Origin of the sequence: Alistipes sp. AF14-19, from assembly GCF_003461645.1 — a bacterium.
Taxonomy (GTDB): Bacteria; Bacteroidota; Bacteroidia; order Bacteroidales; family Rikenellaceae; genus Alistipes; species Alistipes shahii.
Map to the genome: position 1 here is coordinate 292176 of NZ_QTXM01000003.1, position 17349 is coordinate 309524.

16 protein-coding genes are annotated in these 17349 nt (G+C 62.8%); 15 read left to right on the forward strand and 1 reads right to left on the reverse strand.

All coding sequences use genetic code 11. The annotated features are described in order from the left end of the window. Positions 1-45: 45 nt before the first annotated feature. The 14 genes from DWW03_RS04905 (at position 46) to murC (ending at position 16104) form a co-directional block, all read left to right on the forward strand. The gene (locus tag DWW03_RS04905) at positions 46-960 is read left to right on the forward strand and encodes a M23 family metallopeptidase (protein WP_118406412.1); all 915 of its coding nucleotides are present in this window, start codon (positions 46-48) and stop codon (positions 958-960) included. A 161-nt stretch (positions 961-1121) separates the two neighbouring features. Continuing rightward, the gene (locus DWW03_RS04910) at positions 1122-1811 is read left to right on the forward strand and encodes an SIMPL domain-containing protein (RefSeq protein ID WP_022061696.1); all 690 of its coding nucleotides are present in this window, start codon (positions 1122-1124) and stop codon (positions 1809-1811) included. A gap of 354 nt (positions 1812-2165) precedes the next feature. Then, complete coding sequence (locus DWW03_RS04915; RefSeq protein WP_015546982.1) at positions 2166-2621, forward strand: cytidine deaminase; 456 nt, start codon at positions 2166-2168, stop codon at positions 2619-2621. Positions 2622-2630: 9 nt separating this feature from the next. After that, positions 2631-3317, forward strand: a complete 687-nt coding sequence (locus DWW03_RS04920) for an RluA family pseudouridine synthase (protein ID WP_022061695.1) — start codon at positions 2631-2633, stop codon at positions 3315-3317. 11 nt (positions 3318-3328) lie between these two features. Continuing rightward, on the forward strand, positions 3329-3781 hold the full coding sequence (dtd, locus tag DWW03_RS04925) for a D-aminoacyl-tRNA deacylase (RefSeq protein ID WP_022061694.1): 453 nt from the start codon (positions 3329-3331) through the stop codon (positions 3779-3781). A gap of 15 nt (positions 3782-3796) precedes the next feature. Beyond that, the gene (locus DWW03_RS04930) at positions 3797-5287 is read left to right on the forward strand and encodes a DNA/RNA non-specific endonuclease (RefSeq protein ID WP_118406413.1); all 1491 of its coding nucleotides are present in this window, start codon (positions 3797-3799) and stop codon (positions 5285-5287) included. Between the two features lie 6 nt (positions 5288-5293). Further along, positions 5294-6265, forward strand: a complete 972-nt coding sequence (locus DWW03_RS04935) for a TIGR01212 family radical SAM protein (protein WP_118406414.1) — start codon at positions 5294-5296, stop codon at positions 6263-6265. A gap of 90 nt (positions 6266-6355) precedes the next feature. After that, entirely contained in the window at positions 6356-7249 is an 894-nt protein-coding gene (locus DWW03_RS04940; protein WP_118406415.1) for a YitT family protein, read from the forward strand. Next, a complete protein-coding gene (priA, locus tag DWW03_RS04945) occupies positions 7249-9507 on the forward strand; it encodes a primosomal protein N' (protein ID WP_118406416.1) in 2259 nt (752 codons plus the stop codon). Before DWW03_RS04940 ends, priA begins: the two co-directional genes overlap by 1 nt. Then, complete coding sequence (locus tag DWW03_RS04950; protein WP_022061689.1) at positions 9491-10213, forward strand: ComF family protein; 723 nt, start codon at positions 9491-9493, stop codon at positions 10211-10213. The genes priA and DWW03_RS04950 overlap by 17 nt, the downstream gene beginning before the upstream one ends. A 251-nt stretch (positions 10214-10464) precedes the next feature. After that, positions 10465-12021: a replicative DNA helicase gene (gene dnaB / locus DWW03_RS04955; protein WP_015546989.1), complete on the forward strand. Its 1557-nt coding sequence runs from the start codon at positions 10465-10467 to the stop codon at positions 12019-12021. A gap of 2 nt (positions 12022-12023) precedes the next feature. Beyond that, positions 12024-13565: a YifB family Mg chelatase-like AAA ATPase gene (locus DWW03_RS04960; protein WP_118406417.1), complete on the forward strand. Its 1542-nt coding sequence runs from the start codon at positions 12024-12026 to the stop codon at positions 13563-13565. A gap of 56 nt (positions 13566-13621) precedes the next feature. Continuing rightward, positions 13622-14722, forward strand: a complete 1101-nt coding sequence (murG, locus tag DWW03_RS04965; protein ID WP_022061687.1) for an undecaprenyldiphospho-muramoylpentapeptide beta-N-acetylglucosaminyltransferase — start codon at positions 13622-13624, stop codon at positions 14720-14722. Next, entirely contained in the window at positions 14722-16104 is a 1383-nt protein-coding gene (gene murC, locus DWW03_RS04970; RefSeq protein ID WP_015546992.1) for a UDP-N-acetylmuramate--L-alanine ligase, read from the forward strand. The genes murG and murC overlap by 1 nt, the downstream gene beginning before the upstream one ends. Here murC and DWW03_RS16810 read toward each other — a convergent pair. Continuing rightward, positions 16101-16226: a hypothetical protein gene (locus tag DWW03_RS16810; RefSeq protein WP_256168820.1), complete on the reverse strand. Its 126-nt coding sequence runs from the start codon at positions 16224-16226 to the stop codon at positions 16101-16103. The two genes, murC and DWW03_RS16810, sit on opposite strands and share 4 nt — an antisense overlap. Positions 16227-16240: 14 nt before the next feature. On the opposite strand from DWW03_RS16810, the gene DWW03_RS04975 reads away from it, so the two are divergent. After that, the gene (locus DWW03_RS04975) at positions 16241-17341 is read left to right on the forward strand and encodes a cell division protein FtsQ/DivIB (protein ID WP_015546993.1); all 1101 of its coding nucleotides are present in this window, start codon (positions 16241-16243) and stop codon (positions 17339-17341) included. Positions 17342-17349 lie beyond the last annotated feature (8 nt).

Genomic DNA, 17349 nt, shown 5'->3' on the forward strand with positions numbered 1-17349 from the left:
GTCCGCGCGGGACGCAACCTGAACTGCAACCTGAACCACGGACCGATGATACGAATTTTTCTGACTGCATCGTTCGCCCTGATGTTCGTCGGGGCGGTCGCCCAGTCGCCGACCATCCGCACGCAGCGGAATGAGAATAACTCCGTGGATTTTATCCTGGAGAATAAGACGCGTCCGGGGACGTTGACTGTTTTTCTGACGCTCCGGGATTTGCAGAACTGTAACACCGCTTCGGGGACCTTCAGATACGAGACCCGCTATACCGGGACGCGGCTGCTGTCTCTCCGTCCCGCCGACGATACCCGGGGCGTGAGGTACGGTTATTCATACCGCTTTTTTTTAGGCCCTGTCGATAAGGAGCCCGATACCGCGTTTGTCTACCGCATGCCCACCACTGTTCGCTGGCCGGTGCGTGTGTCGCGCGGCGTGAGCGTTTACGACCGTTTCCGGAAAGAAAAGAAAGGGGCTTTGGGGTTGCATTTCGAAATGGAAAAGGGCGACACGGTCTATGCGATGCGGCGCGGCACGGTCGTGGAGGTCGGCATTCCCGAACGGGAACCCGATGCCCCGGCGGTGAGTTTTACCTCCGAAAGCCCCGATTTGCTGGTCGAGCAGCCCGATGGCACGCTGGCCTGGTATATCTGCCTCGACGGCGACAATGTGCTGGTCGAGGTCGGGGACGAAGTGCTGCCCGGAACGCCGCTGGCGCTGGCGGGAAGCTATGACGGCGAGCGATACAAAGTTTCCGTGCAGACCTTCTGGTGGGAGAGTAATCCGGACCCGAAGGAGCGGGAGCGAAAACCTTTCATCCGCAAGCATTTCTTTCCGCAGTTCGTTACGGAGGAGGGTGTCGTGTGCGTTGAAAAGGGTGTTTACCGACCCGTTGAAACCGAGGAATTGGTAATCCGCGAGATGAACAGGAAGGAGCTCAAGAAACACCGCGGAGGCAAAAAGCGATAGGGAGTTGTTCAAGGCCTGATTTCGCATCGGGGATGCAGTATTTTCGTTTTTCGGCGTTTTACTGGATACAAAGGGATGGAAACCGGCCCGGCTGAAAACAGTTCCGCGCGACGCCCGGCTTGCATAATCTTTGTAATAGGTTATTTAAAAACGAAAAGGCAATGAAACGACTGATTTTATTGGCGGCGGTGGCGTTTTTCGCCCTCCCCGCGGCAGCGCAGATGCAGGAGGCGTTCCCCAGCTACATTCAGGTCAACGGACGTGCCGAAAAGGAGATCGCGCCCGACGAATTCTACTTGCAGATCATCATCAACGAGCGCGACTCGAAGGGCAAGATTTCGGTCGAAAGCCAGCAGCGCGACATGATCGCCGCGCTCAAACGTGCCGGGGTCGATGTCGAGAAACAGCTCAAGATGGCCAACCTGTCGAGCGAGTTCTTCAAGAAAAACACCTCGGTGGCCACGGCCAAATACCAGTTGCAGCTGGGTTCCTCGGCGATGGTTGCCAAAGTGTGGCAGGCGTTGGACGGACTGGGTATCTCGAACGTCTCGATCCTGAAGGTCTCGCACTCGAAAATCGAACAGTATAAGGCCGAAGTGCGCGTCGAGGCGATGCAGAACGCCCGCCAGAGCGCCGCGACGCTGGCCGAAGCCATCGGGCAGAAGATCGGCAAATGCTTCTACATCTACGATTCGAACAACAACGTGATGCCTGTTTTTTACGACAACATGGCCGTGATGCGCAGCGCCAAGGCGATGGGCGTCGCCGAGGACGCCGCTGCGGACGAACCGCTCGATTTCAAGACCATCAAGTTGCAGTACAACGTGCAGGCGAAGTTCGTGCTCGAATAGGACGGTTTCCGATTCTCTCGGGTGTCTTTCACCTCGCCTTGTCCGGGCTGAACGGGAAATGCACTTGTGTGTCCCGTCCGGCCCGGACTTCGTTAAGGCGAAATTCCCTCCGCGATAGTCGCAGACGGCTCGCGGCGTCCGTCCGCCTCGTTCTTTGCGAGGTGCGGAACCCTCCGGCCTGCGGACCCGGCCGGCCGGTCCCGGCGCCAAATCCCCGTTCGTCGGCCGGAAGGTCCTGAAAATAAAACAATTCATCCGGGTTGAAAGCAAAGAGACTGAAAAAGTACGATTCAGTAAGCGATTTCTGAAAATTTTAGTATCTTTGTAGTTCACCCCTGTAAAAAAGGAGGAGTTATGGAAAAGCAGTTTTGTTTCGATTATGAACATTACGCGGCGCTGTCGGAGCTTTCCGAAGCCGACCGCAGGCTGGTCGCCGAGGCCGAACGGGCCACGGCCAATGCGCATGCGCCCTACTCGAATTTCCACGTAGGCGCCGCCGCGCGTCTGCGCAGCGGGAAAATACTCTACGGCAGCAACTTCGAAAGCGAGGTCTATCCCGCGGGACTCTGCGCCGAGCGGTCGCTGATGTTCTACGCCCAGGCCAATTATGCCGACGATCCGATCGAGACGATGGCCATTGCCTCGAACCCCTCGGAGCGCGAATGCTATCCCTGCGGCCAGTGCCGGCAGGTGATGGTCGACGTCGAGCGTCGTCAGGGTTCCCCGATGCGGGTGCTGATGAGCGGCCACGGTACGGTGACGGCGGTCGATTCGGCCTCCAAACTGCTGCCTTTCACCTTTATTCTGTAATTTCCGACGATGTTCAACCCGGACGACATTCTCTACGAAGACAACCACCTGCTGATCGTCAACAAACGCTGCGGCGATCTGGTGCAGCCCGACCCGTCGGGCGAGAGCGCCCTCGAGGACCAGATCAAGGCCTTCATCAAACGGCGCGACGCCAAACCCGGCGAGGTGTTCCTCGGCGTGGTGCACCGCATCGACCGCCCGGTGAGCGGAGCCGTCGTTTTCGCCAAGACGTCGAAGGCGCTCGTCCGTCTGAACGAGATGATCCGCGAAGGCCGCATCCATAAGGTCTACTGGGCGCTGACCGAAGCCACACCCGATCCCGAGAGCGGCGAACTGCGCCATTATATCCTGCGCGACGGCAGGACCAACCGTTCGCGGGCCTGCGACGCCCCGAAGGGCGACGCCAAGGAGGCGCGCCTGCGTTACGCGACGCTCGGGGCGGGGACGAACTACACGCTGGTCGAGGTCGAACTGCTCACGGGGCGTCACCACCAGATCCGCGCCCAGCTCTCGAAGGTCGGGTGTCCGATCCGCGGCGACCTGAAATACGGCGCCCGGCGCTCCCTGCCCGGGGGCGGCATCTCGCTCCACTCGCGCCGTGTCGAATTCGAGCATCCGGTGCGTCGCGAGCCGCTCTCGGTCACGGCTCCCGTGCCTGCGGGCGACAACCTGTGGACCTATTTCGAAAACCTCTGAATATCCCTGCCATGCGATTGCTCATTCAGCGTGTAAAACACGCTTCCGTCGCTATCGGCGGCGATGTCTGCTCCCGGATCGGGGCGGGACTGCTGGTGCTGCTCGGCGTCGGGTGCGACGACACCGACGAGGACATCGAGTACCTCGCCGGAAAACTCGTGCGCCTGCGTATCTTCGACGATGAAGCCGGGGTGATGAACCTCGACGTGGTGCAGACAGACGGCGAAATTCTGGTCGTGAGCCAGTTCACGTTGCAGGCCTCGACCCGCAAGGGCAACCGGCCGAGTTATATCAAGGCGGCCCCCGAAGCCGTTTCTCGCCCGCTTTACGAACGGTTTACGGCCCGGGTCGCCGAGCTGCTCGGCCGCGGGGTCGCCACGGGCGAATTCGGCGCCGACATGCAGGTCGAGCTGGTCAACGACGGGCCGGTGACGATTTGGATGGATTCAAAAAACAAGGAATAACATATTTATATCAAAATGAAGAAAATTTTTGCATTTCTGCTTCTGGGCCTTACCGTGGCCTTCGCCTCCTGCGGGGATGAAAAGACGGAGACCGGAACGGACTGGTTCCTGACGCCTGTGGCCGAGGTCAACGGCACGACGGTCGGGTTGAGCTGCCAGACTCGTTTCGGCGAGGGCGTGCTCGAAAACACGAGCGTGGGTTTTTCCTATGCTGCCGTTGTCGACAATAAAATCGGCGCGTTTGCCGATGTGGCGGGTTCCGCGGTTGACGGCACCGGCGTTGCCGCCACGCTGACTGGGCTTCAGCCCGAAACGAGCTACGTGGTTTTCGCCTATGCCGGCCTGTCGACCGGACGGGTTCAGAGCGCAGGGGCGGTCTTCAAAACCGGGCAGGACGACATGCCCGACCCCGATCCCGAACGGCCCGCTTTCGGAACTCCTGCGGCGTCGGGCGTGACCAAGACCGAGGCGACGCTGAGCTGTACGTTCAATTTCGAAGATACGGCCGACTACGACGTCTATTTCCGGTATAAGCCGGCTTCGTCGGGCAGCTATGACCGGGTAAACGTTCCGACGGGAACGGGAACCAAGACGGCGGCCCTGACCGGCCTGACACCCGGCACGACCTATGAATTCGCGCTCTGCGCCGACTGGGACGGGCAGACCTACACCAGCGCCGCGGCGACCTTCACCACCTCGTCGGACGGCGGTGGCGGAAATACGGGTTCGGCCAAGTATTCGGGCTGGCCCGAACTGGTTCCGGAGGACAAGTCGAACAGCGACTATTATTATGCTTATCACCTTTGCCCGGACTATCCGGCGACCGGTACGAAGGCGCGTAATTTCTCGACCTGTTACAGCAAATCGTACCGCTGCCCGGTCTGGGTGGCTGCCCCACTACATGACTGCTATACAGGCGATGTGAAGCGGACAGACGCTTACCGGAATGACCCGGACATCAATTGTACGCAAGCGGGTCATTGGAGCGGCTACACGCGTGGTCACATGCTTGGCTCAAACGAGCGGCGCGTGACGAAGAACGTTAACCGTGACGTTTTCTATTATTCGAATATCGGTCCGCAGCTTCAGACTTATTTCAATACCAGCGGCGGTCAGTGGAATACGGCTGAAGACTGGGTCGACAAGCAATGGCGTGGCTTGGCGGATACTTGCTATCAGGTGGTGGGAACCTATTGGGAGAATACCTCCAAGGTTGTGGATGGTACGACCATTCCGACGCATTACTACATCGTGCTGCTCAAAGCCAAGAAAAGCGCTGGTAATAAGTGGGTGGTAAATTGTTCGCAGGGGGAACTTCAATCCATTGCCATCATGGTTCGGCATAAGACCTACGCTAAAAACGAGGTGGTTAAGGCTGTTGATTTTCAGTCGAAGGGGGTGTTTAAGACTGTTGCGGAGATCGAACGCCTCACGGGGCATACGTTCTTCCCTAATGTGCCCAACGTTCCGAAGGATACCTACAATCCGGGCGACTGGAATTTTTAGGCGGAGATGACTTACCCGTGGGGCGATACGAGGCGGTTCAACTCCTATGCGGGGTACTTCCGCCGTCTGTTCGGCTGCCGGGTGCAGAAACTTTCCGTCGATGCGGGCTTCACCTGCCCCAACCGCGACGGGACGATCGGAGAGGGAGGGTGTACGTTCTGTAACAACGGAGCGTTCACCCCTTCTTATTGCATGCCCTCGAAGAGCGTCGGGCAGCAGATCGCCGAGGGGATCGAATTCCACCGCAACCGCTACCGTTCGGCGCAGCGCTACCTGGTCTATTTCCAGGCTTTTTCCAACACCTACGCCCCGCTGGAGCGGCTGAAGAGGCTTTACGATGAGGCCCTCGCGCATCCCGGCGTGGCGGGAATCGTCGTCGGCACGCGCCCCGACTGCGTCGACGAGCGCAAGCTCGATTACTTCGCCGGGCTGGCCCGGGATCGGTATGTCGCCCTCGAATACGGCATCGAATCGACCTTCGACGCCACGCTCCGGGCCGTCAACCGGGGCCACGACTTCGCGTGCGCCCGCCGCGCCGTCGAGATGACCGCCGCTAGGGGCCTGCACGTCGGCGCGCACTTCATCCTCGGGCTTCCCGGCGAGACCGACGCGATGCTGCTCGATCAGGTGGAGCGGATCAACGCCCTGCCGCTCACGACCGTGAAGTTCCACCAGCTGCAGGTTTTCCGCGCGACGCCGATGGCCGCCGAGTACGACGCCGCACCGGAGCGTTTCCGCTTCTGGGAGCCGGAGGAGTACATCGACCTGTTCGTCGAAATCCTCCGCCGGCTGCGTCCCGGCGTGGTCGTCGAACGTTTCGCCTCGGAGGCTCCGCCGCGCTACCATTACGGCCGCAACTGGGGCCTCGTGCGCAACGAGCAGCTGCTCGCGATGCTCGAAAGAAGATTGGAGGAACGCAATGTATACCAAGGCGAAATTTTTACTACCTTTGCCGCAGACAAACTTCGGCAGAGGTAGGCTGCGCCTCGGCAGAACGCGGGTGGACCCGGCTCTGCGTCCGGCCTGCGCCGCCTTTGCGGAGGCAAACCCCGAATAAACCCCTTCGTTATGAAATCCATCAATCCCGACATCGTGCTCAAACCCGTCAAGGAGTATGTTCTGATGGCTGTCGGCATGCTGATGTACTCTTTCGGCTGGATCGGCTGCATACTCCCGGCCGGCGGCGTCGGCGGCGGCGCCGCAGGTCTGTCGCTCGTGCTGTGCAATGCGCTCTCGACGGCGGGAATCGACCTGCAGATCGGTACGATGGTCTTCATCATCAATGCCGTCCTGCTGCTGGTCGCCGGATTTATCGTGGGGTGGAATTTCGGTCTCAAGACCATCTTCTGCGTGGTGATCATCTCCTTGGGCATGAACTTCTGGCAGGAGGTGCTTCCCGATGGCAACTTCCTCGGGGTCGACAACCTGCTGGCCATCGTCATGGGCGGTATTCTGGCCGGCGCCGGCATCGCGCTCTGCTTCTCGCAGGGCGGCTCGACGGGCGGCACGGACATCGTGGCCATGATCATCAACAAGTACCGCACGGTCAGCTACGGCAAAATCCTCATCTACTCCGATTTCGTCATCATCGGTTCGGCCCTGCTGGTGGGCATGGGCATCAGCGCCGTGATTTACGGCTACGTGATGACGGCCGTCGTGGGTTATACGGTCGATATGATCATGGCCGGAAACCAGCAGTCGAGCCAGGTCTTCATCGTCACGCACGACTACGAGAAAATGGCCCAGGCGATCGTCGACAACGTCCACCGCGGGGTGACGCTCATCGACTCGCAGGGGTGGTATTCGAAAAAGGAGTCCAAAATCGTCATGGTGGTCTGCCGCAAGCGGGAGACCTCGATGATCCTCAAATTCGTCAAGACCATCGACCCCGAGGCCTTTATGACCGTCGGATCGGTCATGGGCGTCTACGGGAAGGGATTTCAGACAATCGGGAAGGGCTGATGCAGCTCTACGCCGACATAGTTCTTCCGCTGGCGCAGCCCGTCTACACGTTCGCCGTGCCCGGAGGCACGGACGTCGCGGCCGGGCAGGCCGTGGCGGTGCAGTTCGGCGCACGCAAATTCTATACGGGCATCGTGTGGCGGGTCCACGACCGCCGGCCCGATTTCAAAACCGTCAAACCGATCCAGCGCGTGCTCTACGATGCGCCTCTGCTCTCGGCGCAGCAGATGTCGCTGTGGGAGTGGATCGCCTCGTACTACATGTGTTCCCTGGGGGAGGTGATGCGCGTGGCGCTGCCTGCGCTGATGAAACCTTCGGGCGACACGGAGGAGGAGTTCTCCGGCGACGAGTTCCGTCCCCGCACCGAGTGTTATGTGTCGCTGGCCGCGGAACTCCGCGACGAGGGGCGTTTTCACGAAGTCTGCGAGAAGATCGAACGGCGCGCCCCGAAGCAGTACGAGGCGCTGCTCGAGCTGGCTGCGGCCGGCGACGAAACGCGCATCGCGACGGGCGAGGTGGCCCGCCGCCTGCTCCGGGCCGATTATGCCGTGCTGCACGCCCTCGAGCGCAAGAAATACATCGTCTGCACCCAGCGCGAACGTTCGGTCGAGCGCGGCGGGTCGGCCTTCCGCCTTCCGGAGCTGACGGCGCACCAGCTGACGGCGTTGAACGCCCTGCGCGAACAGTTCGCCGCCGGGAAAACCACCGCTCTTTTGCAGGGCGTCACCGGTTCGGGCAAGACCGAGATTTACATCCACCTGATCGCCGAGGTGCTCTCCCGGGGCGGCGATGTTTTGCTGCTGGTGCCCGAAATCGCCCTTACGGCGCAGCTGATCGAGCGCATGGAGCGCATCTTCGGCAGCCGCGTCACTCCGTACCATTCCAAACTCACCAACCGCCGCCGCACGGAGACCTACCTGCGGCTGAACCGCTCCGACGGGGGCGAGTTCGTGGTCGGCGTGCGGTCGTCGGTCTTCCTGCCGCTGAAGCATTTGCAGCTGATCGTCGTCGACGAGGAGCACGACGCCAGCTACAAGCAGACGGAGCCTGCGCCGCGCTACAACGCCCGCGACTGCGCCGTGGTGATGGCGCGCCTGACGGGGGGCCGGACGCTGCTGGGCAGCGCCACGCCGTCGCTCGAAACGTGGCTCAACGCCGCGTCGGGCAAATACGGGCGCGCGGAGCTGACCCAACGTTACGGCGACGCCCGCCCGCCCGAAATCCTCGTTTCCGACACCCTGCGCGCCGCCAGGCGCGGCGAGCGCAAGGGCCATTTCAACAAACTCCTGCTGGACCGGATCGGCGAGACCCTCGACCGGGGCGGGCAGGTGATGCTGTTTCAGAACCGCCGCGGGTTTTCGCCCTACGTCGCGTGTTCCGAGTGCGGCTGGACGGCCCGCTGCCCCCACTGCAACGTGACGCTGACCTACCACAAGGGCGGGCGGAAACTCGTCTGCCACTACTGCGGCCATACGGAGGACGTGCCGGCGAAGTGCCCTTCGTGCAAGGTCACCGATGTGCTCCCGATGGGCTTCGGGACCGAGAAGGTCGAGGAGGAGATTTCCCGGATTTTCCCCGAAGCGCGGGTTGCCCGTTTGGACCGGGACAGCGTGACCTCCGAAAAGGCGTTCAGCGCCATCATCGCCGATTTCGAGGCCCGCCGGACCGATATTCTGGTCGGCACGCAGATGATCACCAAGGGTTTCGACTTCGCGGGGGTGTCGCTCGTCGGCATCCTCAATGCCGACAACCTGCTGAACAACCCCGATTTCCGGGCCGCCGAACGGGCTTTCCAGCTGATGATGCAGGTGGCGGGCCGCGCCGGACGGCGCGACGACGGGGGCGAGGTGGTGATCCAGACCTCCGAACCGGGGCATCCCGTGATCCGGCAGGTCGCGGCGGGCGATTTCGAGGGGATGGCCCGCGCACAGCTCGCCGAGCGCAAAGCCTTTTTCTATCCGCCCTATGCGCGGCTCACGTCGCTCACGCTGCGCCACCGCGACCCTTCGGTGCTCCGAAACGGGGTCATGGACCTCGCCGCACGCCTGCGCACCCGTTTCGGCCGCCGTCTGCTGGGGCCGATGACCCCGCCCGTCGACCGCATCCGCGGCGAATACCTCGTGGGCCTTCTGCTGAAAATCGAGAGCGGCGCCTCTTCGGCCCGCGCCCGCGAACTGCTCGCGGCCGAGCTGAAAACCTTTGCCGGAAACCCGGCGTTCAAGTCGATCACCGTCGTCGTCAATGTCGATCCTCAATGACCTCGTCCGCGATGTCGCGTCGCTGCTGTTCCCGCCCCGCTGCGCCGTCTGCGGGGAGCCGCTTACGCGCGGCGAACGCACGGTCTGCACCTTGTGCCGCGCCACGGCGCCGCTGACGGGCTACTGGCGCGAGGCCGACAACCCCGTGGTGCGCCGATGCTGGGGCATGGTCCCCGTCTGTCAGGCTTCGGGCTTTCTGTTCTTCGTCCGCGCGAGCGGCTGGCGGTGGCTGATCCACGGCTTCAAGTACCGCGGGGCGTGGCGCACGGCCCGGGAGATGGGCGCGTGGTACGGGCGGTATCTGCGTGAAAGCGGACTCTACGACGACGTGGAGGTGGTCGTTCCGCTGCCGCTGCACCCCTTTAAGCGTTGCCGGAGGGGGTATAACCAGTCGGAATACATCGCCGAGGGGATCGCCGCGCAGTTGGGCGTGGAGGTCGACCGCCGCAGCGTCAGCCGGGTGCGCAACACCGCCAGCCAGGCCCTCAAGCCCCGCCGCGAGCGGGCCGGCAACGTCGAAGACGCCTTTGCGGTGTGCCGTCCCGAACGGCTCGCCGGGCGGCACGTCCTGCTGGTCGACGACGTGATGACCACCGGCTCGACGCTGCTTTCGTGCGCCTCGGCGATCCTGCGCGATGCGCCCGGCTGCCGCATCAGCATCGCCGCCCTCGCCGTCTCGCAGCGCGAACTGGGCGTGAAGGAGTAGGCGGCGATTCGAAAACTTATCAACAGGACGTTATTCCGGCCGCAGGCCGTGAACCCCTTCCGCGAAAGGGGTTTGGGGCAGGACAGGCCCCGAAACGCGGCGGCCCGCCGGGGACCGGCATCCGGTCCGTTCCGGCATTCGGTGGCGGAAGCTGTGTTATAAACATAGTTTTCGACAAACCGGGGTTCCGCCCGGTTTTGATTTCTCCCCGCTTATGCTTACTTTTGACCTTTGAAAGAATCCGATTATCCATGGCGAAAGATTTTACACCCTCCTCCCGCAACCGGGAGGCGTTCGAGGCGATGACCGATACCGTCGGCAACGTACCCCCGCAGGCGGTCGAGCTGGAGGAGGCCGTGCTCGGTGCGCTGATGCTCGAAAAGGACTGCATCATCACCGTGCAGGAGTTCGTCTCCCCCGAGGCGTTCTACACCGAGGAACACCGCCTGATCTACAAGGCGATCAACGAACTGTCGATGGAGCTGAAACCCATCGACCTCTATACCGTGACCGAGCGGCTCAAGGCCAAGAAGGAGCTGAAGAAGGTGGGCGGCGCTTCGTACCTCGCGCAGCTGACCCAGAAGGTCGGTTCGGCGGCCAACGTCGAGTTTCACGCCAAGATCATCGCCCAGAAATACGTGCAGCGCGAGCTGATCCGCTCGGCGACCGAGATTCAGAAACGCTCCTACGACGAGTCGACCGACGTCACGGAGCTGATCGGTTACGCCGAAGGCGAGATCTTCAAGGTCGCCGAGGGGCACGTCAAACGTTCGGTGCAGTCGTCCAAGGACATCCTGGCCCGGGCGCTGATGCAGATCGAGGAGGCGTCGAAGAACACCAGCGCCTTCAGCGGCGTGCCGTCGGGCTTCATGGCTCTGGACCGCGTGACGCTGGGCTGGCAGCTGTCCGACCTGATCATCGTCGCCGCGCGTCCCTCGATGGGTAAGACAGCCTTCGTGCTCTCGATGGCCCGCAACATGGCCGTCGACCACGAGCAGGGCGTGGCGTTCTTTTCGCTCGAAATGTCCTCCGTGCAGCTGATGATGCGTCTGATCATCGCCGAGACGGGACTTTCGGGCAACGACGTCAAGTCGGGGCGTCTGACGCCCGAGCAGTGGCGGCACCTCGAATCGGCCACCAAGCCGTTGGGCACGGCGCCGTTGTTCATCGACGACACTCCGGCCCTTTCGGTCTTCGAGTTCCGCTCGAAGGCCCGGCGTCTGAAAATTCATAACGACATCAAGATCATCATCATCGACTACCTCCAGCTGATGACCGGCAATCAGGACACGAAGGGCAACCGCGAGCAGGAGGTGGCCTTCATCTCGCGTACGCTGAAGGCCATCGCCAAGGAGCTGAACGTGCCGATGATCGCCCTTTCGCAGTTGAGCCGCGCCACCGAAATGCGCGGCGGCTCGAAGCGTCCCCAGCTGTCGGACCTCCGCGAGTCGGGCGCCATCGAGCAGGACGCCGACATCGTGGCCTTCATCCACCGTCCGGAGTATTACGGCATCAACCAGGACGAGAACGGCATGCCCACGGCGGGCATGGCCGAGATCATCCTTGCCAAGCACCGTAACGGCGCGGTGTGCGACGTGAACCTGCGCTTCCTGAAGGAGCAGGCCCGCTTCGCCGACGTGGAGGACTCGATGCTGCCGCCCGCGCAGGCGGCGGAGAGCCAGCAGGCCTACGACGACTACGCCAGCGGTTCGAACAGCCAGCCGGGGACGTCGGGCCTCGGTGCGGCGATGGGCGGGGAGTTCGACGTCAACCGCTCGACGAAGATCGACGACGAAGCGCCTTTTTAGCCATGTTCGTTCGTACATTTGCAGGAGCGGTCGCCGGGATCGACGCCGTGGCGGTGACCGTCGAGGTCAACATCGCCGGCGGCGGTCTGGGCATGTACCTCGTGGGACTGCCCGACAATGCCGTGAAGGAGAGCGAACAGCGCATCCGGGCGGCGTTCGAGAACTCGGGCGAGCGGATGTCGGGCAAGAAGGTGGTCGTGAGCCTCGCTCCGGCCGACCTGCGCAAGGAGGGGGCGGGTTTCGACCTGCCGATCGCCGTGGGAATCCTCGCGGCGATGGGCCGCATCGACGCCGGGGCGGTCGCCGGGACGATGTTCGTCGGCGAACTGTCGCTCGACGGCTCGCTCAAACCCGTGCGGGGCGTGCTTCCCGTTGCGGTCCGGGCGCGTTCGGAGGGGCTGCGGCGGGTGGTGCTGCCGGTGGAAAACGCGGCGGAGGCCGCGGTTGTCGACGGCATCGAGGTGATCGGCGCCACGACCTTGCGCCAGGTCGTCGGATACCTGAACGGCGAGGCGGAGATTGCGCCTGCCGTGCCGGCCGACGACGAACCGTTCGATGCGGCGGCGACGCACTATGCGGAGGATTTCGCCGACGTGCGGGGCCAGATGCATGTGAAACGCGCGCTGGAGATCGCGGCGGCGGGAGGGCACAACGTCATCATGGTCGGTGCGCCGGGTTCGGGCAAGACGATGCTCGCACGGCGTCTGCCGACGATCCTGCCGCCGCTTTCGCGCGAAGAGGCGCTCGAAACGACCAAGATACACTCCGTGGCGGGCAAGGCGGGCGTGACGGGCGGGCTGATGACCCGGCGGCCGTTTCGCGCTCCGCATCATACGGCTTCGCAGGTCGCCGTGATCGGCGGCGGGCAGTCGCCCCGGCCGGGCGAGGTGTCGCTGGCCCACAACGGCGTGCTGTTCCTCGATGAGCTGCCCGAATTCGGGCGCAGCGTGCTCGAAGTGCTGCGGCAGCCGCTGGAGGAGAAGAAGATCGTGGTTTCGCGGGCCAGATACAACGTCGAATACCCGGCGAATTTTACGCTCGTGGCGGCGATGAATCCCTGCCCGTGCGGCTATTACAACCACCCGACGAAGGAGTGCACCTGTTCTCCGGGGTCGGTGCACCGTTATATGGGGCGCATTTCGGGTCCGCTGATGGACCGCATCGACCTGCATGTGGAGGTGACGCCCGTGACTCCGCGGGAGTTGTCGGCGGCTGCGCCGGGCGAGGCGAGCGCTGCGGTTCGCGAACGGGTCGTCCGGGCGCGGGCGGTGCAGGAGGCGCGCTTCGGCGGTGTCGAGGGGGTTCATACCAACTCGATGATGAACAGCGCGATGCTGCGCGAATACTGCCGCCTCGATGCGGCTTCGGCCGCGCTGCTGGAGCGGGCCATGGAGCGGCTGTCGCTCTCGGCGCGGGCCTACGACCGTATCCTGAAGGCGGCGCGCACGATCGCCGACCTGGCGGGACGCGCCGACATCGTTCAGGCGGACATCGCCGAGGCGATCAACTACCGGTCGCTGGACCGGGGGAACTGGGGACGATGATTCTGCCGCCCCGGCGGCAGAATCAATTAAAAATTAAGAATTAAAAATTAGATACGATGAAACGCATCATTCTTTCCGGAGGTGGAACCGGAGGCCATATCTACCCGGCCGTGGCTGTTGCCGAGGCCTTGAAACGGCGTTTCGGCGACGGGGTGGAGATTCTCTTCGTCGGGGCCGAGGGCAAGATGGAGATGGAGAAGGTCCCGGCGCTGGGCTACCGCATCGTGGGTCTGCCGATCGCGGGCCTTCAGCGGCGGCTGGACTGGCGCAACCTCGCGGTGCCGTTCAAGGCGGTGAAGAGCATCCGGATGGCGAAGAGGATCATCCGCGACTTCGGGGCCGACGCCGTGGTGGGCTTCGGCGGCTATGCCAGCGCTCCGGTGCTGTGGGCCGCGCAGCGGATGGGCGTGCCGACCGTGATTCAGGAGCAGAACTCCTATGCGGGCGTGACGAATAAAATCCTCGCGAAGGGCGCGCGGCGCATCTGCACGGCCTACGAAGGCATGGAACGCTTCTTCCCGGCGGCGAAGATCGTCCTGACGGGCAATCCCCTGCGGGGCCGCTTTTCGAAGGAGGGCGCCGACCGCGCCGAGGCGCTGGAATATTACGGGCTGACGCCCGATCTTCCGGTGATCCTGGTGGTCGGCGGGTCGCTCGGCACGCGGTCGCTGAACGAGATGATGAAGGCGTGGATCGTCGGAACGGACGGCAAGGCCCCCGTGCAGGTGATCTGGCAGACGGGCAAGTACTACGAACGCGAAATGCAGGCCTTTCTGGCCGCGCACCCCGCCGCACACGTCTGGCAGGGGGCTTTCATCGACCGCATGGACTACGCCTATGCCGCGGCCGATCTGGTCGTCTCGCGCAGCGGGGCCGGGACGGTCTCCGAGTTGTGCCTCGTTGCCAAGCCGGTGCTGTTCGTTCCGTCGCCCAACGTGGCCGAGGATCATCAGACCAAAAACGCCCGGGCGCTGGAGACGAAGGGCGCGGCGGTGGTCGTTCCGGACGCCGAGTGCCGGACGAAGGCGATGCCGCGGGCCGTGGAGCTGCTGGCGGATCGGGAGACGCTGGCGGCGATGAGCCGCAATCTGGAGGCGCTGGCCAGGCCCGACGCCGCGGAAGATATTGTCAATGAGATTGTAAAGGTAATGAAGTGATGGAATACAAGAACGTCTATTTTCTGGGTATCGGCGGCATCGGCATGAGTGCCCTGGCGCGCTATTTTCTGCACGGGGGGTATGCCGTCGCGGGCTATGACCGCACGCCTTCGCACCTGACCGGCGAACTCGAAGCGGAGGGCGCGGCGGTCCACTATGAGGACGACGTGCGGCTGATCCCCGAAGGATTTCTCGACCCGAAGAAGACGATGGTCGTCTACACCCCGGCCGTGCCGCAGGATCACGGCGAATACCGCTATTTTCGCGAACACGGTTTCTGCGTCGAGAAGCGTTCGCAGATGCTGGGGCATCTTGCGGAGGGCAAATACGTGATGGCCGTGGCGGGCACGCACGGCAAGACCACCACTTCGACGATGGTGGCATGGCTCAACCGCGCGCTGACGGGCGGCGGCTCGGCTTTTCTGGGGGGCATTTCGAAGAATTTCGGCGGCAATCTGGTGCTGGGCGACGGCGGGAGACTGGCTGTCGAGGCCGACGAGTTCGACCGGTCGTTCCTGCGGCTGTATCCCGACGTGGCGGTGGTCACCTCGGCCGACGCCGACCACCTCGACATCTACGGGACGCACGAGGCGGTGAAGGAGGCCTTCTCGCAGTTCGTGCGGCAGATCCGGCCGGGCGGCTCGCTCATCATCAAGCGGGGCGTCGACATCGTGATCGACAACCCCGGGATCGCCGTATACCGTTATTCCTACGACGAGCCGTGCGATTTCTACGCCCGCAACGTGCAGCTGCTCGAAGGGGGGCATTACCGTTACGACCTGGTGACACCCTCGGGCGCGTTCGAGGGGTGCACGCTGGGCGTTCCGGGGTGGGTCAACATCGAAAACGCGGTCGCGGCCGTCGCTTCGGTGTGGTGCGCCGCGAAGGCCGGAGGAACTCCGCTGGATGCCGATAAGCTGCGCGGCGCGCTGGCCTCGTTCTCGGGGGTGAAACGGCGTTTCGAGTTCTATGTCAACACCCCGAAGCAGGTCTATATGGACGACTACGCCCATCATCCGCGCGAGCTGGCCGCAACGCTCACCTCCGTGCGGAAGATGTTCCCCGGGCGGCGGATCACGGCGCTGTTCCAGCCCCACCTCTACACCCGTACGCGCGACCTCCATGCGGAGTTCGCCGAGGCGTTGTCGCATGCCGACGAAGTGGTGCTGCTGCCCATCTACCCGGCGCGCGAGGAGCCGATTCCGGGCATCACCTCGGAGATCATCGCCCGACGGGTCGCCGCGCCGTGCCGTATCGTCGACCGCGACCATTTGGCCGACGAGGTGGCCGCGATGGACACCGACGTTGTGATCAGCTTCGGCGCCGGCAATATCGACGCCTGCTGCCCCGCATTGGCGGAGCGATTAAAAATGAAAAGCTAAATATTAAAAATACAGGCATCTGTTTTTGGCATTTTCGTTTCCGGCTGGAGTTGATGAGGTCTCTTTTGCTTGACAAAAACGACTTCTTGCGTGGCTTGGAATCTGCCTGAATGATTTTTCATAATTTTTAATAGTGATGTCCCGCTACCTCCGATACACGCTTCTGACCCTGCTGTGGGTCGCCGTGGCCGCATACATCGTCTTTGCGGCCTCGGCGGTGCGGCGCGTGCGCAGGACGGGTACGGTCGGAAAGCTGGAGATCGAGGTGGTGGACAGCTCTTCGCAGGGACATCTGGTCTCGGCAGCGATGGTCCGCCAGTGGATTTCACATGCCGGAATCAAGACACTCGGCACGGCAGTTGATGCGGTGGACCTGACGGGTATCGAACGACTGATCGCCCGCAACGGATTCGTGGATAAAACGGTTGCCTATGTCTCCTACGGGGGAACGCTGCACATCGAGATCAGCCAGCGCAAGCCGCTGGTGCGCCTGCTTACCGACGGCATGAACGCCTACGTGACCGCCGACGGCTATGTCTTCGCCGCGCCCCGCGCCTCGTCGCTCTACGTGCCGGTGGTCACCGGCAGTTACCGTCCTCCCTTCCCTGCGTCGTACGTCGGGAGCGTGCGGGAGCATATCGACCTGCGTCTCGGCGAGATTGACGAACGCATCGCCGAACTCGAACGCGAGAAATACCCTCTCTACCGGCGTGAGATGGAGAACGACCGCAACATTTCGGCCCTGCGCCGCATGCGCATCAAGCGGCAGTGGTGGCGGCTGGAAGGTTCGCGGGAGTTCGATGCGCGGGTCGACGCGCTGCGCGAGAAAAAAGCCGGCCTGCGCCGCACCTACCGCTACCGGGCGGGCGTGATCCGCGAGGAGATCGAGCGTATCGCCGGGTTGCAGGAGGCCGAGCGGCGGAAACAAAAAAAGTTGGAGAAAAGCTACGAAGATTTCATGAAACTCCTTACCTTTGTAGAAACTGTCGAAGACGATGATTTCTGGAGGTCGGAAGTGGTGCAGATCACCGCGAAAACGACCCCCAGCGGAGCATTGGAGGTGGAACTTACGCCCCGCAGCGGCCGCTTCGCCGTGCTTTTCGGCCGGCTGGAGGACGTGGAGCGCAAGTTCGACAAACTGTTGCGGTTTTACCGCAGCGGCCTCTCGTCGATCGGCTGGAGCGAATACCGCACTATTGACATCAGATATAACGACCAGGTGGTTTGCAAGAAGTAAAAGGATTA